The 24,973-nt window shown below is 64.0% G+C and carries 27 protein-coding genes and 1 pseudogene; 11 read left to right on the plus strand and 17 right to left on the minus strand.

The window, feature by feature from the left end:
- Window positions 1-22: 22 nt before the first annotated feature.
- Window positions 23-910: a methylisocitrate lyase gene (gene prpB / locus QC821_RS10140; RefSeq protein ID WP_309720535.1), complete on the minus strand. Its 888-nt coding sequence runs from the start codon at window positions 908-910 to the stop codon at window positions 23-25.
- Between the two features lie 36 nt (window positions 911-946).
- Entirely contained in the window at window positions 947-1,660 is a 714-nt protein-coding gene (locus QC821_RS10145; protein ID WP_095621876.1) for a GntR family transcriptional regulator, read from the minus strand.
- A 255-nt stretch (window positions 1,661-1,915) separates the two neighbouring features.
- Between QC821_RS10145 and pabB the strand changes: the two genes are divergently transcribed.
- Window positions 1,916-3,277 carry an aminodeoxychorismate synthase component I gene (pabB, locus tag QC821_RS10150; RefSeq protein WP_309720538.1) on the plus strand — a complete coding sequence of 454 codons (1,362 nt, stop codon included), beginning with the start codon at window positions 1,916-1,918 and terminating at the stop codon, window positions 3,275-3,277.
- A gap of 163 nt (window positions 3,278-3,440) precedes the next feature.
- Window positions 3,441-4,061: a phosphoadenosine phosphosulfate reductase domain-containing protein gene (locus tag QC821_RS10155; protein ID WP_076748623.1), complete on the plus strand. Its 621-nt coding sequence runs from the start codon at window positions 3,441-3,443 to the stop codon at window positions 4,059-4,061.
- A gap of 85 nt (window positions 4,062-4,146) precedes the next feature.
- On the opposite strand, the gene cysB is transcribed toward QC821_RS10155, so the two are convergent.
- Window positions 4,147-5,118 carry an HTH-type transcriptional regulator CysB gene (gene cysB / locus QC821_RS10160; protein ID WP_309720542.1) on the minus strand — a complete coding sequence of 324 codons (972 nt, stop codon included), beginning with the start codon at window positions 5,116-5,118 and terminating at the stop codon, window positions 4,147-4,149.
- Window positions 5,119-5,387: 269 nt separating this feature from the next.
- Between cysB and trxA the strand changes: the two genes are divergently transcribed.
- Window positions 5,388-5,711: a thioredoxin gene (gene trxA, locus QC821_RS10165; RefSeq protein ID WP_095621872.1), complete on the plus strand. Its 324-nt coding sequence runs from the start codon at window positions 5,388-5,390 to the stop codon at window positions 5,709-5,711.
- Window positions 5,712-5,730: 19 nt separating this feature from the next.
- On the opposite strand, the gene QC821_RS10170 is transcribed toward trxA, so the two are convergent.
- Window positions 5,731-6,864 carry an AI-2E family transporter gene (locus QC821_RS10170; protein WP_309720546.1) on the minus strand — a complete coding sequence of 378 codons (1,134 nt, stop codon included), beginning with the start codon at window positions 6,862-6,864 and terminating at the stop codon, window positions 5,731-5,733.
- Window positions 6,865-7,041: 177 nt separating this feature from the next.
- Between QC821_RS10170 and QC821_RS10175 the strand changes: the two genes are divergently transcribed.
- Entirely contained in the window at window positions 7,042-7,830 is a 789-nt protein-coding gene (locus tag QC821_RS10175; protein WP_309720548.1) for an SIMPL domain-containing protein, read from the plus strand.
- Window positions 7,831-7,905: 75 nt separating this feature from the next.
- On the opposite strand, the gene serS is transcribed toward QC821_RS10175, so the two are convergent.
- Complete coding sequence (serS, locus tag QC821_RS10180) at window positions 7,906-9,183, minus strand: serine--tRNA ligase (RefSeq protein WP_309720551.1); 1,278 nt, start codon at window positions 9,181-9,183, stop codon at window positions 7,906-7,908.
- Between the two features lie 202 nt (window positions 9,184-9,385).
- Between serS and ydiJ the strand changes: the two genes are divergently transcribed.
- From ydiJ to QC821_RS10215, 7 genes are all read left to right on the plus strand, one after another.
- Window positions 9,386-12,505, plus strand: a complete 3,120-nt coding sequence (gene ydiJ / locus QC821_RS10185) for a D-2-hydroxyglutarate dehydrogenase YdiJ (protein ID WP_309720554.1) — start codon at window positions 9,386-9,388, stop codon at window positions 12,503-12,505.
- Between the two features lie 36 nt (window positions 12,506-12,541).
- Entirely contained in the window at window positions 12,542-14,149 is a 1,608-nt protein-coding gene (locus tag QC821_RS10190) for an ATP-binding protein (RefSeq protein ID WP_309720556.1), read from the plus strand.
- A 17-nt stretch (window positions 14,150-14,166) separates the two neighbouring features.
- Window positions 14,167-14,868 carry a response regulator transcription factor gene (locus tag QC821_RS10195; RefSeq protein ID WP_076748631.1) on the plus strand — a complete coding sequence of 234 codons (702 nt, stop codon included), beginning with the start codon at window positions 14,167-14,169 and terminating at the stop codon, window positions 14,866-14,868.
- 130 nt (window positions 14,869-14,998) lie between these two features.
- On the plus strand, window positions 14,999-15,571 hold the full coding sequence (locus tag QC821_RS10200; protein WP_309720563.1) for a phosphoribosyl-AMP cyclohydrolase: 573 nt from the start codon (window positions 14,999-15,001) through the stop codon (window positions 15,569-15,571).
- Between the two features lie 95 nt (window positions 15,572-15,666).
- On the plus strand, window positions 15,667-15,867 hold the full coding sequence (locus QC821_RS10205; protein ID WP_309720568.1) for a DUF2905 domain-containing protein: 201 nt from the start codon (window positions 15,667-15,669) through the stop codon (window positions 15,865-15,867).
- Between the two features lie 90 nt (window positions 15,868-15,957).
- Entirely contained in the window at window positions 15,958-16,401 is a 444-nt protein-coding gene (locus QC821_RS10210) for a MarR family winged helix-turn-helix transcriptional regulator (RefSeq protein WP_309720570.1), read from the plus strand.
- Window positions 16,402-16,539: 138 nt separating this feature from the next.
- Window positions 16,540-17,361 carry an alpha/beta fold hydrolase gene (locus tag QC821_RS10215; RefSeq protein WP_309720573.1) on the plus strand — a complete coding sequence of 274 codons (822 nt, stop codon included), beginning with the start codon at window positions 16,540-16,542 and terminating at the stop codon, window positions 17,359-17,361.
- Window positions 17,362-17,370: 9 nt separating this feature from the next.
- On the opposite strand, the gene QC821_RS10220 is transcribed toward QC821_RS10215, so the two are convergent.
- The 12 genes and pseudogenes from QC821_RS10220 to QC821_RS10275 all read right to left on the minus strand — a co-directional run bounded on the left by QC821_RS10220 (window position 17,371) and on the right by QC821_RS10275 (window position 24,899).
- Window positions 17,371-18,309 (minus strand): dihydrodipicolinate synthase family protein, encoded by a 939-nt coding sequence (locus tag QC821_RS10220; protein WP_309720576.1) that lies wholly within the window; start codon window positions 18,307-18,309, stop codon window positions 17,371-17,373.
- Complete coding sequence (locus QC821_RS10225) at window positions 18,266-18,565, minus strand: CcdB family protein (protein ID WP_309720579.1); 300 nt, start codon at window positions 18,563-18,565, stop codon at window positions 18,266-18,268. The genes QC821_RS10220 and QC821_RS10225 overlap by 44 nt, the downstream gene beginning before the upstream one ends.
- A complete protein-coding gene (locus QC821_RS10230) occupies window positions 18,565-18,810 on the minus strand; it encodes a type II toxin-antitoxin system CcdA family antitoxin (RefSeq protein WP_309720582.1) in 246 nt (81 codons plus the stop codon). The genes QC821_RS10225 and QC821_RS10230 overlap by 1 nt, the downstream gene beginning before the upstream one ends.
- A gap of 102 nt (window positions 18,811-18,912) precedes the next feature.
- Window positions 18,913-19,218: pseudogene (locus QC821_RS10235) on the minus strand (IS91 family transposase); the annotation flags it as partial.
- Window positions 19,219-19,371 (minus strand): helix-turn-helix domain-containing protein, encoded by a 153-nt coding sequence (locus QC821_RS10240; protein ID WP_309720587.1) that lies wholly within the window; start codon window positions 19,369-19,371, stop codon window positions 19,219-19,221. It lies immediately after the preceding pseudogene.
- Window positions 19,372-19,440: 69 nt separating this feature from the next.
- Entirely contained in the window at window positions 19,441-20,334 is an 894-nt protein-coding gene (locus QC821_RS10245; protein WP_309720590.1) for a dihydrodipicolinate synthase family protein, read from the minus strand.
- Between the two features lie 59 nt (window positions 20,335-20,393).
- Window positions 20,394-20,840, minus strand: a complete 447-nt coding sequence (locus QC821_RS10250) for a GNAT family N-acetyltransferase (protein WP_309720593.1) — start codon at window positions 20,838-20,840, stop codon at window positions 20,394-20,396.
- 41 nt (window positions 20,841-20,881) lie between these two features.
- Window positions 20,882-21,982 (minus strand): SLC13 family permease, encoded by a 1,101-nt coding sequence (locus tag QC821_RS10255; protein WP_309720596.1) that lies wholly within the window; start codon window positions 21,980-21,982, stop codon window positions 20,882-20,884.
- A gap of 139 nt (window positions 21,983-22,121) precedes the next feature.
- Complete coding sequence (locus QC821_RS10260) at window positions 22,122-22,640, minus strand: GNAT family N-acetyltransferase (RefSeq protein ID WP_309720599.1); 519 nt, start codon at window positions 22,638-22,640, stop codon at window positions 22,122-22,124.
- Between the two features lie 122 nt (window positions 22,641-22,762).
- Entirely contained in the window at window positions 22,763-23,248 is a 486-nt protein-coding gene (locus QC821_RS10265) for a hypothetical protein (RefSeq protein ID WP_309720602.1), read from the minus strand.
- A 48-nt stretch (window positions 23,249-23,296) separates the two neighbouring features.
- Window positions 23,297-24,148, minus strand: coding sequence for a pPIWI-associating nuclease domain-containing protein (locus tag QC821_RS10270; RefSeq protein WP_309720604.1), 852 nt, complete (start codon window positions 24,146-24,148; stop codon window positions 23,297-23,299).
- Between the two features lie 76 nt (window positions 24,149-24,224).
- Window positions 24,225-24,899: a hypothetical protein gene (locus QC821_RS10275; protein ID WP_309720607.1), complete on the minus strand. Its 675-nt coding sequence runs from the start codon at window positions 24,897-24,899 to the stop codon at window positions 24,225-24,227.
- Window positions 24,900-24,973: the final 74 nt, after the last annotated feature.

The raw sequence follows: 24,973 nt of genomic DNA on the forward strand, positions 1-24,973 counted from the left end.
TTGGCGTGACATGCTGCGCAAACTAGGCGTTGTTCTCCTGCACGAACAGCGCGTCGAGCTTGCGCTCAAAGTCGTGATAGTTGAGGAAGTCGTAGAGCTCGTCGCGGGTCTGCATCAGCTCGACCACGTCGCGCTGGTGGCCGTTAGTGTGGATGCTCTGGTAGACCTTGAGCGCCGCGGCGTTCATGGCGCGGAACGCCGAGAGCGGATACAGCACCATCTGGCAGCCCACCTCGGAGAGCTCCTGCTGGGTGAACAGCGGCGTGGCGCCGAACTCGGTGATATTGGCCAGGATCGGCGCATCGACCCGGTCGCAGAACGCCTGGTAGTCGTCGAGGCTGTGCACCGCCTCGGCGAAGATCGCATCGGCGCCGGCCTCGACGCAGGCATTGGCGCGCTCGATGGCGGCATCCAGCCCCTCCATCTGGAAGGCGTCGGTGCGCGCGATGAGGAAGAATTCCGGGTCGATGCGCGCGTCGGCGGCGGCTTTGATGCGATCGACCATCTCCGCCTGGCTGACGATCGCCTTGTTGGGGCGATGCCCGCAGCGCTTCTGGGCCACCTGGTCCTCGAGGTGCACGGCGGCCACCCCGGCGCGCTGCATCTCCTTGACCGTGCGTGAGATATTGAAGGCGCCGCCCCAGCCGGTGTCGATATCCACCAGCAACGGCACGTCAGTGGCGCCGGTGATGCGGTGGGCGTCCTGGACCACGTCGTTCATGGTGGTCATGCCCAGGTCGGGCAGGCCGAAGGAGGCGTTGGCCACCCCGCCGCCGGAGAGATAGATCGCCTGGTGCCCGACCCGCTCGGCCATCAGTGCGGTATAGGCGTTGATGGTGCCGACGATGGGCAGCGGCTGATTGGCGTTGAGCGCGGCGCGAAAGCGGGCACCGGGAGTGGCATGGCTCATGGGGCTCTCCTTGTAGGGGGCGGAATAATGACGTGGTTACGACGCCGGCTGGCCGGCTTCCTGCTCGAGCACCGCGGCATAGCGCTCGGCGACATTGGCCCGCGAGGCGCTGACGTGGCGGCGCATCAGCAGCTCGGCGAGCTCGGCGTCGCCGCTCTCGATGGCGTCGACGATGCGGTGGTGCTCGACGAAGGCGCGCTGCGGCCGCGAGCCGCTGGCACTGAACTGGGTGCGGTAGAGGCGCACCAGGTAGTAGAGGTCGTCGCAGAGGATCGTCATCAGCATGCGATTGTGGCTGCCCTGGACGATGCGATAGTGAAAGTCCAGGTCGCCCTCGCGCTGGAAATAGGCCTCGCCGCGCTTGAGGTCGGCCTGGCGTTCGTGCAGCGCCAGCACCTCGCGCAGCCCGGCGATCTCCTCGGCGGTCATGTGCTCGGCGGCAAGCCTGGCGGCCATGCTCTCCAGCGCCTCGCGCACGTCGAATAGCTCGAGCAGCTCCTTCATCGACAGCTTGACCACCCGCGCGCCGACGTGGGGCACCCGCTCGATCAGGCGATGCACCTCGAGGCGGCGCATCGCCTCGCGCAGCGGCCCGCGGGAGATACCGTAGGTCTTGGACAGGCCCGGCTCGGTGATCTTGGCGCCCGGCGCCAGGTCACCGCGCACGATGGCCTCCTGCAGCTGGTTGAAGACCCGCTCGGCAAGGGTGCGGACTTCTGGCGTATTCAGTTCTGGCGTGGCTTGATTCATGATTAATTGTCGACAATTGGGTTCTAAAGGCACTCTACCCAGCCGTCGTCGAGGAATCAAGCACCGGCTACGCTGCGCGGCCTACGCCTTTGGGCGTAGAGCCCGACCGTTGCGCTGCCCGCCCACCGAGACATTGTCAACAATAATGCTATTTTAGCATAAGGCGTTGATAGGCCGTCGCCTACGCCTTGACGGCAGGTGAGACAAACGCCCGAACGACGCCTAGAATGAGGCGCTCGTTGAGGAAAGTGCCGCATGACATCACCACTCGAGATCACCGCCCTGCCCTATCAGCCCGACCCGTTGGGCTATTTTGCCGCCCTGCGCCAGCAGCCTGGCGCGGTGCTGCTCGACAGCGGCCGCCCCCACGGCCCCGGCGGCCGCTACGACATCCTCAGCGCGCGGCCCCTCGAGACCCTCGAGATCGACACCCGCGGCCAGGCCCGCGACGCCCAGGGCAAGCCCCTGCCGGGCACGCCCATCGAGGCGCAGAAGGCGCTGCTGGCCAGCTTAAGGTGCGATCCGCCCGACAGCGAGCTGCCGTTCCTCGGCGGGCTGATCGGCTTCTGGAGCTACGACTTCGGCCGCTGCCTGGAACCGCTCGACGGCGCCGCCCGCAGCGCCACCGCCCTGCCCTGGAGCCGCGTCGGCCTCTACGACTGGGCGCTGATCCAGGACCACCAGGCTCAGCAGAGCTGGCTGGTGGCCAGCGCCGCGCGCCGCGCCGAGGTCGAGCAGTGGCTGGCCGCAGCGGCGCCCGAGGGCGCGCCGTTCAAGATCACCGCGCCGTTTACCGCCGAGCTCGACCGCGACGGCTACGGCCAGCGCTTCCGCCGCGTGCAGGCCTATATCCAGGCCGGCGACTGCTACCAGATCAACCTCGCCCAGCGCTTCAGCGCGCCCTACCACGGCGACCTGTGGCAGGCCTACCTGCGCCTGCGCCGGGCCACCCCCACGCCCTTCGCCGGCTACCTGGCGTGGGACGACAAGGCGGTGCTGTCGCTGTCGCCGGAGCGCTTCCTTCAGGCCCACGATGGCCAGGTCGAGGCGCGACCGATCAAGGGCACCCGCCCGCGCGGCGCCACGCCAGAGGAGGACCGCCGCCTGGCCGAGGCGCTGCTGGCCAGCGAAAAGGACCGCGCCGAGAACGTGATGATCGTCGACCTGCTGCGCAACGACCTGGGCCGGGTGTGCCGCCCCGGCAGCGTACGGGTACCGCAGCTATGTGGCCTGGAGAGCTACGCCAACGTCCACCACCTGGTCAGCAGCGTGCGCGGCGAGCTGGCCACGCGACGCTCGACCCTCGACCTGCTGGCGGCCTCCTTTCCCGGCGGCTCGATCACCGGCGCGCCCAAGGTGCGCGCCATGCAGATCATCGACGAGCTGGAGCCCAGCCGGCGCAGCGCCTACTGCGGCAGCCTCGGCTACGTCGACCAGCGCGGCCACATGGATACCTCGATTGCCATCCGTACCGCGGTGGCCGACGCCGGCCAGCTGCACCTGTGGGGCGGCGGTGGCCTGGTCGCCGACTCCGACGAAGAGGCCGAGTACCACGAGACCCTGGACAAGATCCGCCACCTGCTGGGTGCCCTGGACCACGACAGCGCCACGCCTTGACCTCAGCGGCGCGCCTTATCACGTTATGCGCTAACGAGGCACCATCAAACTCGCTTTTCGCTATATAACGACCTAACCAAACGATATTGGGGCGCTACCCGCCGCCTTTGGTAATCTGGCGCCATACACCAGAGCGGCGGTTCTCCGCCTTCAGGAGCTTTTGATGGAACTCGATATCGACAGCATCAACCAGCAGCACGGCCACGACCCCGAGGCCCTCACCCGCTGGGCGCTGAGCCTCGGCAAGCGCGCCATCTGCACCACCAACTTTCGCCCCTTCGAAGCGGTGATCCTGCACATGGTCACCCAGGTGCAGCCCGACATCCCGGTGGTGTGGATGGACAGCGGCTACAATACCCCCGCGACCTATCGCTTCGTCGACGAGGTCGTCAAGCGCCTCGGCCTCAACCTGATCACCTACCATCCGCAGCGCTCCCGCGCCCATCGTGAAGCCCTGGAAGGCGACTTTCCCGGCATCGACGACCCGCGCCACGCTGCCTTCACCGAAGAGGTCAAGCTCGAGCCCTTCCAGCGCGCCCTGCGCGAGATGGCCCCCGAGGTGTGGTTCACCGCGCTGCGCGCCGAAGACACCGCCGAGCGCGCTCGCATGCAGCCGGTCTCGCGCAACGCCGACGGCCTGATCAAGGTCGCCCCGGTGCTGCACTGGACCGCCAAGGAGATGTACCAGTACCTGCAGCAGCACGACCTGCCCAACAACTTCGACTACTTCGACCCCACCAAGGTGGAGGAGAAGCGGGAGTGCGGTTTGCACCTCCAGCACTGAGCCCATCCCCCCAGAACCAGAAGGCCCTACCGGTCGCACGACCGGTAGGGCCTCGTTGATTTATAACGCGGCGATTCAGGCTCGCCTAGCGCATGGGTAGTTCGATGCCCTCGAATAGCTCCTGCTCATGCCGCGGGCCGGCGGCCAGGGCGGCATCCACGCGGTTGCGGTCGAGGTGGGCGGCGAAGCCCTGCACGAAGTCGTACATATAGCCGCGCATGAAGGTGCCGCGGCGAATGGCGATCTTGGTGGTGGAGCTGGCGAACAGGTGGCTGGCGTCCAGCGCCACCAGGTCGCTGTCGGCCTCGGGGTCCACCGCCATGTGCGCGACGATACCGACCCCCATCTTGAGCCGCACGTAGGTCTTGATCACGTCGGCGTCGGCGGCGGTGAGGACCACATTGGGGGTCAGGCCGCGGGCCTTGAAGGCGTCGTCGAGCTGCGAGCGGCCGGTGAAGCCGAACACATAGGTCACCAGCGGGTACTCGGCCAGCGCCTCCAGGGTCAGCGTCTCGACATCCGCCAGCGGATGCCCCTGGGGCACCAGCACGCAGCGGTTCCAGCGGTAGCACGGCAGCAGCACCAGGTCGTTGAACAGCTCCAGCGCCTCGGTGCAGATGGCGAAGTCTGCGTGCCCCTCGCTGACCATCTGGGCGATCTGCTTGGGGGTGCCCTGCTGCATGTGCAGCGCCACGTCGGGGTACTTGTGGGTGAAGTCGCGAATCACCGGCGGCAGCGCATAGCGCGCCTGGGTGTGGGTGGTGGCGATGGAGAGGCTGCCGCGGCGCTCGTCGCTGTGCTCCTGGGCCACCTGCTTGATGTTCTCGGCGGTGCGCAGCACCTGGCCGGCCAGCTCGATGATCGCCTCCCCGGCCGGGGTCACCCGGGTCAGATGCTTGCCGCTGCGGGCAAAGATCTCCACCCCCAGCTCGTCCTCGAGCAGGCGGATCTGCTTGGAAATCCCCGGCTGCGAGGTGTAAAGGCTCTGGGCGGTGGCGGATACGTTGAGGTTGTGGCGCGTGACTTCCCAGATGTAGCGCAGCTGCTGCAGTTTCATCCCCGAAACCTCTTGCTGGTGGGCGGGCCGCAAGAATCGGCCGCCTAATACGACAAGGCAATAAGCCTGAATTTATAAATTACTTTATAGCATATAAAGCCAGGTGCCGTAACGGCGCGGGATCCGCCTCGCTGGCACCTTCCGATAGCTCCCCGCTATCATCAGCATTGGCTAGGCGATATTTGCCAGCAACGCGGGCTGCCGCTAACATCGGTCAGCTAACCTTGCGAAAGCACGCTCGACAAAGCGCAAAGCAACTGGAGATTTACATGGCTAATAACGTCGATGTCACCACTGCCAACTTCGAGCAGGAGGTCCTCAAGGCCGACAAGCCTGTCCTGCTGAAGTTCTGGGCACCCTGGTGCGGCCCCTGCAAGATGATGGCGCCCGTGGTCGATGAAGTCGCCGATGAGCGCGCAGATAACCTCAAGGTCGTCAGCGTCAACGTCGACGATGCCCCGGAAATCGCCGCCGAGCACGGCGTGCGTGGCGTGCCCACCGTGATGCTGTTCAAGTCCGGCGCCAAGGTCGCCTCACTGGTCGGTGCACAGTCCAAGTCTCAGCTCGCGCAGTTCATCGAGCAGAACGCCTGATCGCAGCGACACCACGTCGCTATTCGGCGCCCTGATGATCCTCATCATCGGGGCGCCGTCGTTTTAGGCGCACCCGCCCCGGCAATATCTCGTCTCCCGCCGCCTTTTTCTCCGCTCCTGGCCCCAGCAGCCGCGCGATCCAGCGCGTGTCCGGGTGGCTATCGAGGGCGATCTTGAGGGTCATGGTCAGCAGCACCGAGAGCAGCATGCCCACCGTGCCGAGTATCCAGCCCCACACCACCAATGATAGAAACGCCACGAAGGTCGACAACCCCAGCGCACGGCCCATCACCCGCGGCTCGACCAGGTTGCCCATCACGAAGTTGATCGCCAGATAGCAGAGTGCCAGCACCACCGCCGATCCCCAGCCGGCGTCCGGCGACACCAGCAGCAGCAGCACCGGCGGAATCGCCGCCAGCGCCGAGCCGATATTGGGAATGAAGTTGAGGCCGAAGGCCAGGGTCGCCCACAGCAGCGGAAAGCCCACGCCGACCGCCACGCAGGCGATCCATACCAGCACCCCGGTGACCAGGCTGATTACCGTCTTCACCGCCAGGTAGCGCTTGAGGGTCAGGCTGAACTCGCTGAGCCGGCGCAGGCTCGGCGCCGGGTCGAGCAGCGCCTGGGTCACCTTGTCACGAAAATTGAGCGTCTCGAACAGCATGAACACCACCAGCAGCCCGACGATCACGCTCTGCAGCAGCAGATTGCCCAGGTGGCCGAGGAAGGTCGGCACCATCTGGGTGACGTTGACATCCTCGAACCACTGGGCGAACTGCTCGGGCCGCACCGACATGCCGCGGCTGGCCAGCCAGTTGAGCAGATCATAGTAGTAGGTATAGGCCTGCTCCTCGATATCCGGCAGGGCGGCGATGAAGGTACTAAAGGTATTGGCCAGCAGCAGCATCAGCAGCAGCAGGAAAGAGCCGATCACCAGCAGGGTCACGCAGACCGACTTGCGCAGGCTCAGGCCAAGGCGGTTGAGCCACTGCACCGGTGCGGTACACACCACGGCGATGAACAGCGACAGCAGCAGCGGCACCAGCAGGTCGGCGCCGGCCTTCATGCCACCGATGATCACCACCAGCGCGGCCAGCGCCAGAGTCAGGTTGAGCGGGATGGTTCGGGACTGCTGATTCGAATCGGGATCCATGAGCCTTCCTGGCGTTATGATTGCTTTCATGATGGGCGCAGTTGCTCGCCGAGACAAATCCGCTTCACCGCGGCCCCAAAGATTAGGGAAACACGGTGCAGACGCGTACCACCCGGGAACCGCCCCCATCCAGCGCGCTCGAAGCAGCACACACTACACCTGCAAGGAGGCCACTCAATGATACTCTCCCGTTCCATGCGTCGTCCGTTCGCTCTGCCACTGGCGCTGCTGCTGGCTACCAGCCTCGCGGCCCCGCTGGCGATGGCCGACATGCCCCGCCCCCAGGAGTCACGCCTCAGCGTGCAGGCCCAATCCAGCGTCGAGGTAACCCCCGACAAGGCCAGCCTCAGCGCACGACTATGGGAGCGCACCCCGGCAGTGGCTGCCGGTGACGACCAGCAGACCGACCCCGACGCCCTGCGCGAGGCCCGCGAGCGCCTCGAGGAGCGCACCGGCGAGCTGATCCGCACCCTGGAAGAGGCCGGCCTGGAGCGCGACGCCATCAGCGCCGGCTCGCTCAACGTGCGGCCCGACCATGTCAATGCGCCGCGCCAGCAGGATGGCGAGCGCGAGACCCTGGTGCGCACCCAGCTCGAGCGGCCGATCACCCTGACCATCGACGATCTCGAGCAGCTGCCGGTGATTCTCGATGCCCTCACCGAGGCCGGCGTCAACGCGCTGGACGGCGTGCAGTACGACCTCCACGACCGCGACGCCGCCACCGACCGCGCCCTGACCCAGGCGCTGGAGAAGGCCCGCCACAAGGCGCAGCTGATGGCCGACACCCTGGAAGTGAGCCTGGGCAGCGTGACCAGCGTGAGTGAGGTGCAGTCGCCGGTGTTCATGCCGCGCATGATGGCGATGCGCGCCGACACCATGGAGAGCCAGGGCGCCGGCGCCGAGTACCGCCCCGGCACCATCGCCATCGACGCCGAGGTTAGCGTGAGCTGGGAAATTCAGGACTGAAGAAGAAAGAGCGAAGAAGGAAGAGGGAAGAAACAGAAACCCCACCATCGGTGGGGTTTCCGCGTATGGAACGTCTTACGCGTTGATCACTTCGACGCCGCCCATATAAGGCCGCAGCGCGGCGGGGATGGTGATCGAGCCGTCGGCCTGCTGGTGGTTCTCCATCACCGCCAGCAGGCAGCGGCCTACCGCCAGGCCGGAGCCGTTGAGGGTATGCAGCAGCTGCGGCTTCTTCTGCTCCGGATGACGGAAACGCGCCTGCATGCGCCGCGCCTGGAAGTCCTCGCAGTTGGAGACCGAGGAGATCTCGCGGTAGGTCTCCTGGCTGGGCAGCCACACTTCCAGGTCGTAGGTCTTGGCCGCGCCGAAGCCCATGTCGCCGGTGCACAGCGTCACCACCCGGTAGGGCAGCTCGAGCTTCTGCAGGATCGCCTCGGCGTGGCCGCGCATCTCCTCCAGGGCGTCGTAGCTGGTGGCCGGGTCGACCAGCTGCACCATCTCCACCTTGTCGAACTGGTGCTGGCGGATCATCCCGCGGGTATCGCGCCCGTGGGAGCCCGCCTCGCTGCGGAAGCACGGCGTATGCGCGGTAAGCTTCATCGGCAGCGCCTTGGCGTCGAGGATCTCGTCGCGGGCGAAGTTGGTCAGCGGCACCTCGGCGGTGGGGATCAGGTGGAAGCCGCGCTCGTCGTCGAGCTTGAACAGATCCTCGCCGAACTTGGGCAGCTGGCCGGTGCCGGTCAGCGACGCCTCGTTGACCATGTAGGGCACGTAGCACTCTTCATAGCCGTGCTCGAGGGTCTGGGTATCGAGCATGAACTGGGTCAGCGCGCGGTGCAGGCGCGCGATCTCACCGCGCATCACCGCGAAGCGCGAGCCGGTCAGCTTGACCGCCAGCTCGAAGTCGAGGTTGGCGCACTTGGCACCCAGGTCGACGTGATCGAGCACCTCGAAGTCGAAGGTCCGCGGGGTGCCCCAGCGATGCAGCTCGACGTTCTCCTCTTCGCTGTCGCCCTGGGGCACGCTCTCGTGGGGCAGGTTGGGCAGGCCCACGACCACCGCATCCCACTCGGCCTGCACCTCGGCCAGGCGCGCCTTGGCGGCGTCCAGGCGGTCGCCCAGGTCGCTCACCTCGTCGAGCAGCGGCTGGATGTCTTCGCCGGCCGCCTTGGCCTTGCCGATCGCCTTGGAGCGCGTGTTGCGCTCGTTCTGCAGGGTCTCGGTCTCGGTCTGGATCTCGCGACGCCGGGATTCCAGCGCCTCGAGTCGCGCGGTGTCGAGAGTAAAGCCACGCGTGGCCAGTCGTTGGGCAACCTGTTCGAGGTCACCACGCAGCAGTTTCGGATCGAGCATGGAATCCTGTCCGTCGCAATTCGGTGGTGGGGGAAACGCCAATCAGCCGCTTATTGTAGGGAAAAGCCCGCCCTTTCACCACGCCACCCGCCGCGCATCAAGATGCGCGGTGCATCCGCCTCGGGTAGAGTAGTGGCACGACTCCAACAGCCCGCGCGGCTTGCCAAAGCCGACGCCCGCGACCGATGGCTTGAAACGACCGATGATCGCACGACTGGATACTGACTCTCCCGCTGCCCTGCCCGACCTCGACCATCACTACCTGCGTTTTATCGAGGCGCTCAAGGCGGCCGGTTTCGAGGGCGAGATCGCCCCGGACTTCGCCAACCGCACGGTGTTGGCCACCGACAACTCGATCTACCAGCGCCTGCCCCAGGCGGTGCTCACCCCCAAGGGCGCGGATGACCTGCAGCGCATCGCCCATCTCGCCGGCCAGGTCGAGCATCGCCGGGTGGTGCTCACCCCGCGCGGCGGCGGCACCGGCACCAACGGCCAGTCGCTCACCGACGGCCTGGTGGTGGATGTCTCCAAGCACATGAACCGGATTCTCGACATCGACGTCGAGAACCGCCGGGTGCGGGTCCAGGCCGGGGTGGTCAAGGACCAGCTCAACGCCGCCCTCAAGCCCCACGGGCTGTTCTTCGCCCCGGAGCTCTCGACCTCCAACCGCGCCACCATCGGCGGCATGATCTCCACCGACGCCAGCGGCCAGGGCAGCTGCACCTACGGCAAGACCCGCGACCACGTGCTCGAGCTCGACACCCTGCTGCTCGGCGGCGAGCGCCTGACCAGCCGCCCGGTGGACGACGCCGAGCTGGAAGCGCTGTGCGCCCGCGACGATGCCACCGGCCGCGCCTACCGCACCGCCCGCGAGATCATCGACACCCAGCGCGAGCTGATCGACGCCAAGTTCCCGCCGCTCAACCGCTGCCTGACCGGCTACGACCTGGCGCATCTCAGGGACGCGGAAGGACGTCTCGACATCAACAGCCTGCTGTGCGGCTCGGAGGGCTCGCTGGGCCTGCTCAACGAGGCGGTGCTCAACGTGCTGCCGATCCCACAGCACGCCACCCTGGTCAACGTGCGCTACGCCGACTACATGCATGCGCTGCGCGACGCCAAGGCGCTGATGGGCGACGGCGACGATGCCCAGGCGCGCCCCACCTCCATCGAGACCGTCGACGACAGCGTGCTGCTGCTGGCCATGGACGACTTCGTGTGGGACAGCGTGGCGGAGTTCTTCCCCGCCGGCGACACCCCGGTGCGCGGCATCAACCTGGTGGAGTTCAACGACGACGACCCCGAGCGCCTGGCGGCGCGGGTCGAGGCGTTCTGCCAGCACCTGCAGGAGGACACCAGCGTCGAGCGGCTCGGCCACACCCAGGCCGTCGGCCGCGAGGCGATCAAGCGCGTCTACGCCATGCGCAAGCGCGCCGTGGGCCTGCTCGGCAACGCCAAGGGCGAGAAGCGTCCGATCCCCTTCATCGAGGACGCCGCGGTACCCCCGGAGCACCTCGCCGACTTCATCGCCGAGCTGCGCGCCGCGCTCAGCGGGCGCGGCCTCGACTACGGTATGTTCGGCCACGTCGACGCCGGGGTGCTGCACGTGCGCCCGGCCATCGACATGAAGGACCCCGAGCAAGCGACGCTGATCCGCGAGCTCTCCGACGAGGTCGCCGAACTGGCCCACAAGTACCACGGCCTGCTGTGGGGCGAGCACGGCAAGGGCGTACGTTCGGAGTACGCGCCCAAGTTCTTCGGCGAGCTCTACCCTAGCCTGCAGCGGGTCAAGGCGGCCTTCGACCCGCACAACCAGTTGAACCCGGGCAAGATTGCGACTCCCTCCGAGTCGCTTGAAGAACAACCCGTGCGCCTACTCGACCCCGGCCTGCTCACCGTCGATGGCGTCACCACCCGCGGCGAGCTCGACCGTACCATCGACGAGCGGGTGTGGCAGGCCTACGCCGCCGCGGTGTACTGCAACGGCAACGGCGCCTGCTACAACTACGACCCCGACGACGCCATGTGCCCGTCGTGGAAGGCGACCCGAGAGCGGGTGCACTCGCCCAAGGGCCGCGCCAGCCTGATCCGCGAATGGCTACGCCAGCAGGACGCCGCCGGCATCGACCTGGTCGAGGAGGCGCGCAAGAAGAAGGCCGAGGGCGCCTGGGGCTTTATCAAGGACCTGCCCAAGCGCAGCCTCAACAGCCTGCGCCGCAAGCGCGAGGCGGACGCCTCCCACGAGGTCTACGACGCCATGGCCGGCTGCCTGGCGTGCAAGTCCTGCGCCGGCCAGTGCCCGGTGAAGGTCAATATCCCCCAGGTGCGCTCGCAGTTCCTCGAGGTCTACCACGGCCGCTACCTGCGCCCGCTGCGCGACTACCTGATCGGCGGGCTGGAGTTCATGGTGCCGACCCTGGCCCGGGTGGCACCGCTCTACAACGGCCTGCTCGAGACCCGCCTGGTCGACCGGCTGCTGGCCGGGCCCATCGGCATGGTCGACAGCCCGCGGCTGTCCCGCGCCAGCCTCAAGAAGCAGCTGGCCGCCTGGGGCGTGGCGGAGGCCACCCCCACCTCGCTGGGGCTACTCACCGAGGCGCAGAAAGCCAGAAGCGTGGTGATCGTGCAGGACGCCTTCACCAGCTACTTCGAAGCCAAGCTGGTGATGGACATCGTCGAGCTGCTCAGCCGGCTCGACGTCAAGGTGTTCGTGGCGCCCTACTCGCCCAACGGCAAGCCGCTCAACGTACAGGGCTTCCTCGGCGCCTTCGAGCGCACCGCCGCCAAGCAGGCCAAGCGCCTGCGCAGCCTGGCCGAGCACGGCGTGGCGCTGGTCGGCATCGACCCGGCGATGACGCTCACCTACCGCCAGGAGTATGTCAAAGCGCTGGGCGCCGAGGCCGTGCCCGAGGTGCTGATGCTGCAGGAGTGGCTGGTCACCAATGCCCGCCGCCTGGCGCCCAGCGGCGTGACGCTCGACGACCCCGGCTACCGGCTGCTCAGCCACTGCACCGAGGCCACCAATGCCCCGGGCAGCCCCAAGGCGTGGCAGCAGGTGTTCGCCGCCTTCGGCCTGGAGCTTTCGCTGATCAATACCGGCTGCTGCGGCATGTCCGGCACCTACGGCCACGAGGCGCGCAACCTCGAAACCTCCAAGGCGATCTACGCGCTCTCGTGGCAAGCCCAGGTGGAGGACCCGGCCAACGCCGGCAAGCTGCTGGCCACCGGCTACTCCTGCCGCAGCCAGGCCAAGCGGCTCTCCGACCAGGCCCTGGCGCACCCGCTGCAGGCACTGCTCGGCCTGCTGCGCCAGCAGCACTGACAAACGCGACGGCAGATCACCGGAGTTCGATGGCCCATGTTTCAACGCCGCCTGGGAATTGCGCTGTTCACCCTCACGCTGCTGGCGTTGATCCAGGGCGGCATCGCCGTGTGGGCCATTGATGGCGCCCGGCAGAAAGTCGAGCTCGGCCGCCTCTCCAGCGACCTGCATAGCGGTTTCCTGGCGCTCTCCGACAGCAAGCACCGGCTGCAGACCTGGCTGTCTCGCGCCCAACACGACGCCAACCCCGACCTCGAGCAGCGCCAGGCGCTGCTCGAGGAGATGCGTGCGCACCTGGCGCGGCTTCACCAGCTCAGCGAAACCCTGGCCGACCATGCCCTGGTGGAGATGGAGCAGCCCGCCAGCCTGGTCGAGGAACGCCAGACGGCGTTGAACGTCTTCGATCAGTTCCTCGACACCCTGGAGAGCCAGGAGAGCGTCCCCCCGTTCGACCTCGAGGCCAGCGACCTCAACCAGTTCGAGGGCCGCGACCTGCGCCTGATGATGGCCGACACCCTGTCCCGGGAGCGCACGCTGCTCGCCAAGCAGCGCAACGAAGCCGACCGCTCCCTCCAGCAGCTGGTGCGCACGGTGATCCTCACCACGCTGACCCTGAGCGCCATCATCCTGCTGGTGTTCTGGCACTTCGCCCGTGCCCTGCGTCGCCCCATCGGCGAGCTGATGCGCGGCGCCCAGGCCCTGCAGCGCGGTGAGCTCAGCCACCGCCTGGACGACAGCCTGCAGGACGAATTCGGCCGCATCGCCGCGCATATCAACCACATGGCCAGCGAACTGGATCAGCATCGGCATACCGAGCGCGACCGCCAGCAGCGCCTGGAAGACCTGGTGGAAACACGCACCCGGGAGCTCGAACAGGCCCTGGAACGGCTCCGGCAGCTCTCCCAGCAGCGCCAGCAGTTGCTCGAGGACATCAGCCACGAGCTACGCACCCCGGCCACCTCGATACGCGGCGAGGCGGAGATCGCCCTGCGCGGCCAGCCGCGCAGCGAGAGCGAGTACCGCCAGGCACTGCAGCGCATCGCCGGCGATGCCGTTCACCTGAGCGGCGTCATCAGCGATCTACTGACCATGGCGCGCAGCGATATCGCCGAGTGGCAGATCCAGCACCAGCCCCTCGACCCGCTTGGCCCACTGCGCGATGCCATTGGCCAGGCCTCCACCCTGGGCCGGCTGCGCGGCATCAGCGTGACCACTGGCCAGCTGCAGACGGCCACGCTGCTCGGCGATGCCCAGCGCCTCCAGCAGGTCTTCGGCATCCTGCTCGACAATGCCGTCCAGTATTCGCATCCCGGCGGCCAGGTCAGGGTCGAAGCGCAGGTGATCGAGCACCAGGCCGGCAGCGTCTGGGAGCTGCGCATCCGCGACCACGGCATCGGATTGGCGGCCCAGGAGGCATCACGCGTCTTCGAGCGCGGCTACCGCAGTGCCGAGGCGCGTCGCCACCGCCCCGACGGGCAGGGAGTCGGGCTGGCCATCGCCATGCTGCTGATGCGCCTGCACGGCGGCCAGCTGCAACTCGAGAGCATGGACGATGGCGGATGCCTGGCCCTGCTGCGCCTGCCGGTGCATATGCCCGCGGCCGCCGCCATCGAAAGCCCCGCCCCTCCCCCTTCGTCGGCCTGATCTCGGAGCCCATCACCATGCATATCGTCATCGTCGAAGACGATCCCCGGATTCGTGACTTCCTGCAGCGCGGGCTGGCCGCCGAGGGCCACCAGGTACAGAGCTTCAGCGAGGGGCAACCGGCACTGCTACATCTCGTCCAGGCGGCACGCGACGGCGTGACCGCCTCGCCGCCTGTCGTCATCCTGGACCGCCTGCTGCCGGATATCGGCGGACTGGAAGTATGCCGCAACCTGCGCACCGCCGGGGTGACCTTCCCGATCCTGATGCTGACCGCCCTCGACAGCGTCGAGGACCGCGTCTCAGGGCTCGAGGCCGGTGCCGACGACTACCTGGTCAAGCCGTTTGCCTTCGAGGAGTTGCTGGCCCGGCTCGGCGCCATTTCGCGACGCCACGCGGGGCACGCCAGCGCCGAGCAGCGCATCGTCAGCGTTGGCGACCTGGTGCTCGATCGCGACCAGCGGCGTGTCACCCGCGGCGGCCGGCGGATCGATCTCACCCCGAAGGAACTCGCCATCCTCGAGCTGTTGATGTCCGCGCCCGGCAAGCTGTTCAGCCGCGAACGGATCCTGGCCAGCGTATGGGGCGCCCACGAAGATCCGCTGACCAATGTCGTCAATGTCTATATCCGGCGCCTGCGCCGCAAGCTGGACGACGGAGACACCGAAGAGTCGCTGATCACCACCCAACGCGGCTTCGGCTACCGGCTGGAGGCCTGAGCGTTCACCTTGTGTTAATCCTGGCGGCATTGCTTATTCACCCCGCGTCGATCGGAACGCAGTGCAGCCTGCGTTACGCTGGTCGGGCTTTTCCATTAGCCCTAACCCGCTTAGCGACAGGAGTTGAACGATGAATATCAAGACACTGGTTACCGCGACCGCCCTCAGCCTCAGCCTGGGCACCGCCGGCCTGGCAAGTGCCGCGCCGGTCACGCATCTGGGCGGAGACATCAGCGAAGAGCAGGTGCTGGAGGCACAGCGGGCCTGGGGCGACGCGCTGGTCGCGATCTCCAACGCCTACGAGGCAGAAGGCATCGACGCCGCCCGCGAGCTGGCCCGGGAGGTGATCGACAGCGCCTACGGCTACGACATGGGCGAGGTGCTCTTCAAGCCGACCCTGGCCGCCGCTCCGCAAACCTTCCGCACCACCCCGGAAGGCGCGCTGGCGTACTTCGTTGGCCATAGCGACGAATACAGCGACGACAGCGGTTTCGCCCTGAATGGCTGGCAGGAAGTCAGCATCGACAATGCCGCCATCCTGATCAGCGGCGATGTCGCCATGACCATGGGCAACGTCTCGATCCTCGATGCCGACGGCAACACCACCACCGTGGACAAGTCCTGGGGCTACCACCTGGACGACGAAGGCCAACTGCGGATCGTGCTGCACCACTCATCACTGCCCTTCAGTGAAGACGAGTAAGCGCTAGCTCTCCTAGTCTCAGGCGACCGGCGGGAACTCCCCGCCGGCCGCTTGCGGTCAAAACGTCGGCGCCACAGCAACGCACAGGAGGCCGCATGTCGCGCACCCTGATCCTTATCGGCCTGATCATCGTCGCCATCGGCATCCTCTGGCCGTGGCTCTCCAAGCTGCCCTTCGGCCAGCTGCCCGGCGACATCGCCGTGCGCCGTGAGGGTTTCTCGTTCTTCTTCCCCATCACCACCATGATCCTGGTCAGCGTAGTGCTCTCGCTGATCATGTGGCTAACGGGGCGATAAGTGAGCGGCCACACACCCAACAGCCCACTAGTCGGTTGCGCTGCTGGCATCGAGTAGACAGACCCAACCTGCATAGTGTATATACACATTATGGACGACGAGATTTCAAATGAAGCACTGGATCTGGTGGCCGGCGAGTGTATCTGCCGGCGCGCCAGGATGGTGGCACGCACGGTCACCCGCGTCTTCGACGACGCGCTGCGGCCCTGTGGACTGCGCATTACCCAGTTCACCCTGCTAGTGGCAATCGGCAAGGGGGCGCCCGACTCCATTTCTCTCCTGGCGGAGTGGTTGGCCATGGAGCGTACCACCCTGGTGCGCAACCTCCAGCTTCTGGAAAAGGAGGGCCTGATCGAGCGTGGCCCCGAAGGAGGGCGTCGCGCCAAAGCCACCCGACTGACCCAGGCGGGCCGCCAGCGGTTGGCTGAAGCCTTCCCCTATTGGGAACAGGCCCAGAAGACGATGCATCAGCGCCTCGGAGACGAGTGGCAATTGACCCAGAGCACGCTGGATAAGCTGGTGCGCAGCGGGTGATATTTTTTTACTTATTGTCGTGTAGTTACACATGTGGAGGCGATGAATATGCGTACACAGCAAACACGCTGGTGGCCCATGGCGCTTGCCTGCTGCCCAACGGCTTCGCGGCACAACAGCGTGAGGTGATCCATGTCCATGCAACGGCGTCTTCGCTTACTGACCGTGCGCGGCCTCTCCTGCCTGCTTCCGGGCTACTTCGGCACGCTGGGCGCTCGCGCCTTCATGCGCCCCCGCCTCTCCAGGCGCCACCACCGCTGGAACAGTGCCTTCGCGGCAAGCACGCCGGTCATGGTCGACATCGATGAGGTACGGGTGCCGGTATGGCGCTTGGGAAGCGGCTCGCCTGTGCTGCTGGTGCACGGCTGGGAGCAGGATCACGATGCGCTGGGCGGCTTCGTGCAACCGCTGCTGGATGCCGGCTACTCGGTGGTGGCCTTCGACCTGCCGGCACACGGCGCCGCCACCGGCAAGCAGGCCCCGCTTCCGCTCATGGCGCGAGCCATCGCCGCGGTTGTCGAGTCAGTCGGCCCCTTGCATGGCGTGGTCGCCCATTCGGTCGGCGGAGCGATGACGGTGCTCGCCGCGCGAGATTTCGGCCTGCAGACGGGCAAGGCGGTCTTGATCGGCGCGCCGAGTGGAGCCCGCGCCTATGCGCTGGCCCAGGGGCGGCGTCAGGGGCTGTCGCGGCGGGCGCTAGCGAGGATGGAAGCGCGTATCTCCGCGGCACTGGATGAACCGCTGGCGCATTACCGGGTGGACCTCAGCCTTCAGGAACTGAAGCTGAACGCCCTCTTGATCCACGCCAGGAACGATTCCGTGGTGCCGTTTGCTGACGCCAGGGCCAACGCCACGGCCGGCAACACAGCGTCCCTATGGCGGGAGGACGGTGGCCACAACCGCCTGCTCGGGGACACCACGGTGATCCGTGAGGCCGTGGATTTTCTGGGCCAGGCGTAACGGCTGGGACTACGCCAGCGCCAGCTCATCGATTAGTGCCGCCAGGCGCTGCCGCGCCTCGCCGTCCACCGCCTTGAGCGGCCGCGGCAGACACGGCGACTCGACCAGCCCCTGCAGCTCGGCCGCGGCCGCGGTCACGCGCAGGCTGCCGCCGGTTTCGCTAAACAGCTGCCACAAAGGCCGCAACCGCTCGACCAGCCGGGTCGCCTCCTCGGCATCGCCGGCCTGGGCGGCGCGGGTGATCACCAGCATGGTTTTGGGGAAGGTTCCACCAATCGCCGAGTACCACACCTCGCAGCCGGCATTCAGCCCCAGCGCGGCGAAGGCATCGCCACTGACGCCAATCGTCACATCGGAGGGAATCAGCGCCCGCAGCCGCGCCACGCGGGCCTTGGCCTCGGCAGGGTCGTTCGGCACGCCAGGGATCTTGATCGACGCAACGTTGGGCAGATGCGCGATCTCCCCATGCAGCTCATCGCTGAAGGTGAAGTGCGTGGTGCCGGGATTGTCGTAGACGCACAGCGGCACCGACAGCGCCCGCGTCACGTCCTCGAACAGCCCGTACACCTCCTCGGGCGACAGCCGCTGGTACGACACCGGCGCCAACATCACCGCGCTGGCCCCGGCCTGCTGGGCCTCTTCCGCCAGCGTGAGGACATCGCGTGTGCGCACGGCACCGATACCCACCATCACCGGGGTATCGCCGGCGTGCTGCACCGCCAGCTGGGCGACACGCGCACGCTCCGCCACCGACAGATAGGCATAGTTACCGGTGGAGCCCAGCGCCCCAATCGAATCGACCCCAGCCGCCACCAGGCGCTCGACCAGCCGAACGAAAGCCGCCTCGTCGATACCGCTGGCATTCAGAGGGGTCAGGGGAAAGGCGCTCAAGCACTTTTTTGCATCAAAAGCCCAAAAACAGCATGTCCAACGCCGCGGAGATTTCATCTTGCTGCTCAGCAAGACTACCAACGCAGGAACGCAATTCGCCATCGGGCACAGCAGCCATGAACTGAGTGACCATGACTAGCTCCTGCCCCTCAATGCTAAATACAGGATTCAGCCGCTGGGCTGGGAATGGTGCGGAGGAACTGGGTAACAGTGGCACGACAACCCGGGTGTTCAAGCCACTAAGAATATCTGACTGAACATCCAGCAGATAACCGGACCCAGCCCCATTTTCGAAGATGTCGAAACGGGCCATCAGAACTGACGGTGCCGTGCGAGCGGCAAACCGTTAGCTTCAACGTAGGCGTTCGAGCTTGCCAGTGCTTTGGCATTTTCTTTCAGCCACTTCTCCTGCTTGTGCAGCTTCACAGCCTCCCCGATCCCCGCCTCAGCAGAACGAGAGATATTGATTCCCAAGGCTTTTGCCTCATTGAGAAGAGCACTATCAAGCGATAGATTCGTTGGCCTTCGGGCAGATTTGGTAGCTTCAGCAGCATGCATGGTTCAATCCTCTCGCGGAACGATGCCTTAATTATATGCGCATGATTTTTGCGCATCAAGATTGCGCCAAGGCAATGCCTGTTGGACTAAGCCGCCATTCGGGGCCATCAAGGCATTGAGCTGATGATCCACGTCACCGGCCCGGGTAACCCAGTCGAGCTCGCCGGCAGTGGCCGCCCAGCGCAGGGCGCTGACCGTGTGTCCACCATAGTGGCGCGACAGCGCCAGCGCCGGTAACAGGTAATGCCTACGCGCTCCATGCCAGCGGCCATCGTCGCCCAAGGCGAAGGTGCGTAGCGCCTGCCAGGCGCTCTGGAACAGCAATCGGTGGATAACCTCGGGATGCAGTTGAACCCAGCCGTTGAGGCGGTAGGGCAGCGTGAACATGACATGGTAGGAGCGTACCGGTTAACCCCGGAGTTCGAGGTCTTCCTGGATCACCTCTGGATGGCGAAATGCAATCTCAATCAGCGCCTTTGCAGGCCCTGAAGGCTTGCGCCGCCCCTGCTTCCATTCCTGCAATGTGCGTGGAGAAATGTGCAGGACTTCCGCATACTGCAACTGTGTCAGGCCAGTTTTCGGTTGGCCAGAAAGCCGTAGTGACGGACCCGCATCAGCCCACGGTTGGGACTACGCCAACGCCAGCTCATCGATCAGTGCCGCCAGGCGCTGCCGCGCCTCGCCGTCCACCGCCTTGAGCGGCCGCGGCAGACACGGCGACTCGACCAGCCCCTGCAGCTCGGCCGCGGCCGCGGTCACGCGCAGGCTGCCGCCGGTTTCGCTAAACAGCTGCCACAAAGGCCGCAGCCTCTCGACCAGCCGGGTCGCCTCCTCGGCATCCCCGGCCTGGGCGGCGCGGGTGATCGCCAGCATGGTCTTGGGAAAGGTCCCGCCAATCGCCGAGTACCACACCTCGCAGCCCGCATTCAGCCCCAGCGCGGCAAAGGCATCGCCACTGACGCCAATCGTCACATGGGCGGGGATCAACGCCCGCAGTCGCGCCACGCGGGCCTTGGCCTCGGCGGGGTCGTTCGGCACGCCAGGGATCTTGATCGACGCCACGTTGGGCAGATGCGCGATCCCCCCATGCAGCTCATCGCTGAAGGTGAAATGCGTGGTGCCGGGATTGTCGTAGACGCACAGCGGCACCGACAGCGACCGCGTCACGTCCTCGAACAGCCCGTACACCTCCTCGGGCGACAGCCGCTGATACGACACCGGCGCCAGCATCACCGCACTCGCCCCGGCCTGTTGAGCATCTTCCGCCAGCGTGAGCACATCGCGGGTACGCACGGCCCCGATACCCACCATCACCGGGGTATCGCCGGCATGCTGCACCGCCAGCTGGGCGACGCGCGCACGCTCCGCCACCGACAGATAGGCGTAATTACCGGTAGAGCCCAGCGCCCCAATCGAATCGACCCCAGATGCCACCAGGCGCTCGACCAGCCGAACGAAAGCCGCCTCGTCGATACCGCTGGCATTCAGAGGGGTCAGGGGAAAGGCGCTCAAGCCAGTGAACATGGTCGGTGCTCCCAGGTAGTGGTAGGAAAACGCTCAAGGGGCCAAGGGATGCGTTAAGCCTACCATGACAGTCGCTTGGTAAATCGGATCTGCCCATCCTCGAGGTGGCCGCTATCGACCCAGCCCAGGTGCCGATAGAAGCCAGGCGCACGAAAGCGCTCCTCCTCCCCGGTAGACAGCCACGCCTCCTTGACCCCGGCTCGCCGCAAGCCCTCCTCCGCCGCTGCCATCAGCGCACCGCCAACGCCCTGACCATGGCACCCAGGCCGCACAAAGCAGGCGAAGACATACCCCTCGGAGATCTGCGCCATCGAGAACCCCACGGGCTGGCCGCCGATCTCGGCGATGGTGGTCACATAGTCGCCGCTGGCCACCATCTCCCCAACGCTCTCGACGGTGATCCCCAACCCCGCCAGCTCATCCCGGGACTGGTGATTCTCGGTGACCGAGCAGCGGATATCGAACAGGGTCTCAACGTCATCGACGCTGGCATCGCGTAGCATCATGTTTTTCTCAATAGCGGGCACCCAAACGGCCCCAGGCATTACTACAGCCTCAGCAACAGCGCAACCAGCCATCCGCCGAACAGCACCGGCACCGACCAGACATGGAATTCGCGCCACAGGCCGGGCTGATAGGCGAGACGCAGGGCAATCAGATTGGCCAGCGAACCGATCGCCAGACCGAACCCACCCACCGTCACTCCCCACGCCAGGGCCTGCCAGTCATCGGTAAACGAGGCCAGGAAGATAGCGGCGGGCACGTTGGACATGACCTGCGAGGTAAGCACCGCAGCGGTAAACACCTCCCCCGGCAGCTGCAGCAGGTGATGGGTGATGCCCTGCACCGCAGGCAACCCCGACAAGAGACTCATGTTGATGAACATCAGCGCGAACACCAGCAGCAGCAGCCAGTCCACCCCCAACAGCAGATGCCGCCGGTAAAACAGGTAGAGCACAATCAGCACGGCCGCCCCAACGGCCGCATAGCCCCAGTCGGCCATGACCAGAAAAGGCACATACAGCAGCAGCGAGACCCAGAACAGCCGGCGGTCCCGGGGCACCGCGGCGGCCACACCGGACACCGAGATGCGCTGGCGGGGAAAGGCCAGCGGTACGGCGGCGATCAGCAGGGCGGTAAGCGCCAGGGCCAAGGGCGCCATCATCGCCGTGAACTCCAGGAACCCCGCACCAGAGGCCTGCCACATGAAGAGATTCTGCGGATTGCCGATGGGGCTAAGCGCAGAGCCGGCATTGACCGCCAGCGCCTCGAAGATGATCAAGCGCCCCAGGGGAAGCTCCGCGACACGGCGAAGGCTGACGGTAAGCGGCACGACGATGAACAGCGCCACATCATTGGTGATAACGGCAGACAGGCCCGCAGAGAACAGAATCAGATAGACCGCCAGCAAGCGCTCACCCCGCACCCGCTGCAACAGCCAACTGCCCGCCAGGCTGAGATAACCACTCACCTCCAGACCCCGGCTCAGTACCATCAGCCCAGCCAAGGCCCCTACGGTCTTCCAGTCGACCCGCTCATACAGAGCCCAACCCGCATCGGGAGAAAGCCACCACAGCGGCACCAGCGCCGCCAGAAGCACCATGAAGAGAACATCTTGCACCACCCGGGACAGGGCATGACGGAACATTGAAATGGGGGCCTTTTAGCCGTGGAGCGAATCTGCGAAGGATACCATCAACGCTCCCCAAGCCACGCTACCACGCCATGAACGTAAGATGACCGAAGAGAGCCCCCTCCTGCATATGGCCGCCATGCGATACCTAGCCTTAGCCGCTTTCTTGACCGGTAGCCGTGACTTCTTCTCGATACATCTTGAAACCACGCGCCAAATAGTTAGCCAATGCATTCGGATGGTCCAACGTACAAGTGTGAACCCACACTCTCTGGGTACCGGACCAATCCCATGCAGACTTGATGGCATGGCTTAACAGCGGCCCACCAAAGCCCTTGCCAATAGCACCGGGGGCCAAACCGAAGTACAGGATCTCGGTATTGACTCCATCTGGCCGGTACAGCTCATAATACCCAGCGATACTCCCACGGTAATAGGCCACCCAAGTACGATGACAGTCGCTTTCTACTAGCGCTCGCCATTGATCATCAACCCAACTATCGCGATCTCCCCATTCCCAATCGGAACCAACAAGCTGATATAGAAACCTATTCAACTGATACTGTGGCTCCTCGCACTCCACAACGGATAGAGTGTCGGGAAGTGGCTTAGAGTGGAGCTCATGTACAGATTTCATCTCTAGGAAGAAGGTTTTTACATCGCTTGCGATCATTCTATAGCCTCGAACGAAAAATTATAACGCTCAGCTCTGCACCGGAGGAAGTCCAGAAGTTATTGATGCGTGTCCACTGGAGTGGGGAAGTCCAGCTGCGACATAATTGACTTGTTATACGTCTATTCACCAGACCTTCTAACAACCGAAAAATAGAAAATGGCGAGCACTAATATAAATACTAACGGATTTTCGTCGATCAGACTGAATTGCTTAGAAGCCAATTCAACAACTATTTGAAAACAATAAGCTAATATGCCAAAAACAACCATTACTAGCAAAGTTCTAAGTACTTGATGGATACCTCGAAGCTCCAAAAGCAGTTGCATCTCTAAAGGGTCTTTCTCTTTATCAGAAATATTATCTACAAGATTCTTGGTCGGTGAAACTAAGGACAGCACTGCTCCAATGACTGAAGCACTGGCAACGCCAGCTGTTGGATCACCAAGTGCGAGCGCAGCTAACCCTGCTGCTACACTCCCTCCAGCAGTTAAAAAATTCAGCCATCCCGACTTCTTGATTTTCTTCTTAGCGATGGGCTCGATGGAGTACTTCTCAATATCGTCCCCTGGATCATCCTTTTTCCAAAATTTCCAACGTAGAGGCATGTTACTATCTCCTGAGCTGTTTAGACGTATAACGCCTGAGTTAGAGCGCTACTCGTAGAAGCTATCAGTATTGACATTTAGACTCTCAACCGATGCGAACTCTCCTAGCGGCGCTTTCATTTTGACAAGAATTGAAGCTCTGAACGGAAATGAGTCGGACGTCACTACTCCCATGTCTCGTTTCACATCTCCGTCGGACCCGTACTGCAACCCCACTTCTACTGTTCCCTCGACAGACACTAAAACGGACGTTGATCGAATGTCTTCGACCCAGACCTCTTCTATCCAATGGCCGTCAGTCCACCCGTGGGTTGCTATTTCATCAATTTCATCGATGCCGTCTGAAACTATTCTATCGATCAAATGCTGGTCAACGTGCTCCATTAACGAGTCCCTGACAGAGCGCCTACAGTCGAAGACTTGTTCAACATAACTAGTCGCAGCATCGAGACAGTCTTCTGTAAGTTTTCTCGCTTCCACATCCGAGACATTAAAGGTGTCGGGCCCAATGTGAGTGTATTTGCTGAGGACATTCTGAGCTTCAACCAAGTTTTTCAGAACATCATCAACTTCCACAATACCGAGTTTTTTCTTAAGAAACTGATCAGACAAACCACCCTGAATCGCATACTTCGCTCTGTGAGAACGAGTTATCCCACCAGTCGCACTTTTTTCGGGCTTGAACCACGGGCACTTCTTGACCTCCTCGGCGGGCGCCGCTTCATGAAGAATGTGGCGCAAGAACTCCCTCAGCGAATACGCGAAGTTGTTGAATCTCAGCGCCCCTCGAACCTCAAGATTGTCGAAAGCGGCCGTCAGCAGATCTGACTGGAACGCAGACTGTGAACCGCGGGCGATTCTGTGTTCGTAGGCCTTGCGAAGTGCAGCGAACTTTGCCATAGCGCTCTAACGCCCGGTGCAGCGGGCAAATTGGAGCGAGCAATGAGCGGAAATTTGATCCGCCTGCCGCCACTTGTTATACAATAGACACCTCGATAATTTGATAGTGCTTACGTTGACGTTCAGCCGTACATTCGATCACCGCTCCAGAAGCAAACAAAACCTCTAACTCATGAGATAGGAATTGATTCCTGTTGTTGCTGAACAGGAAAATAGGAGTACTTATCATCGGCGATACGGTTATGACCCATAACTGCCTAGGGTTGTGCGTGTTCGCATGTGCACCTGCAACACCAGCACAAAGGGTTGTAGAAAACGGTTTAGTTAACGTGAATTTTTGCCCTGCTCGACACACGCCAGAATTTACTGGCCAAACTCCACCATGGAAAACAACCTGACCTGGTTTTGGTAAGAGGCCAATCCTTCTAATTTCGAAATCGACCCCACTCAAATCATAGTGGGGATATTCAACCCTGTACTTCTTTAAGTTAGGAACACTATAGAGAGGTGGCATAGCTGACTTGCAGTCTTTATATGCCGAAGAATTTCGCAGATTATACTCCAAGCACATTTGCAGTCCGTTAACAAAAAATTTCCTTGCAGTGATTTCAGCGAACTCAAGAGGCGTATTCGCAACTTCAGGCGTACGTAATACTTCACCAGTGTGTTCTGCTAATGCAATCTGCATTGCCGAAGGAGCGGACTCACTGATGGGATAGACGTTCACTAAAGGGAGTTGCTGATAGTTCATTCAGAGATCACCACAAAAATCCTGATGCGCTGTCATGAATGCATAACGCTTGCAGCATGCGCACCCTTGAAATG

Source organism: Franzmannia qiaohouensis, assembly GCF_031451695.1.
Lineage (GTDB): Bacteria > Pseudomonadota > Gammaproteobacteria > Pseudomonadales > Halomonadaceae > Franzmannia > Franzmannia qiaohouensis.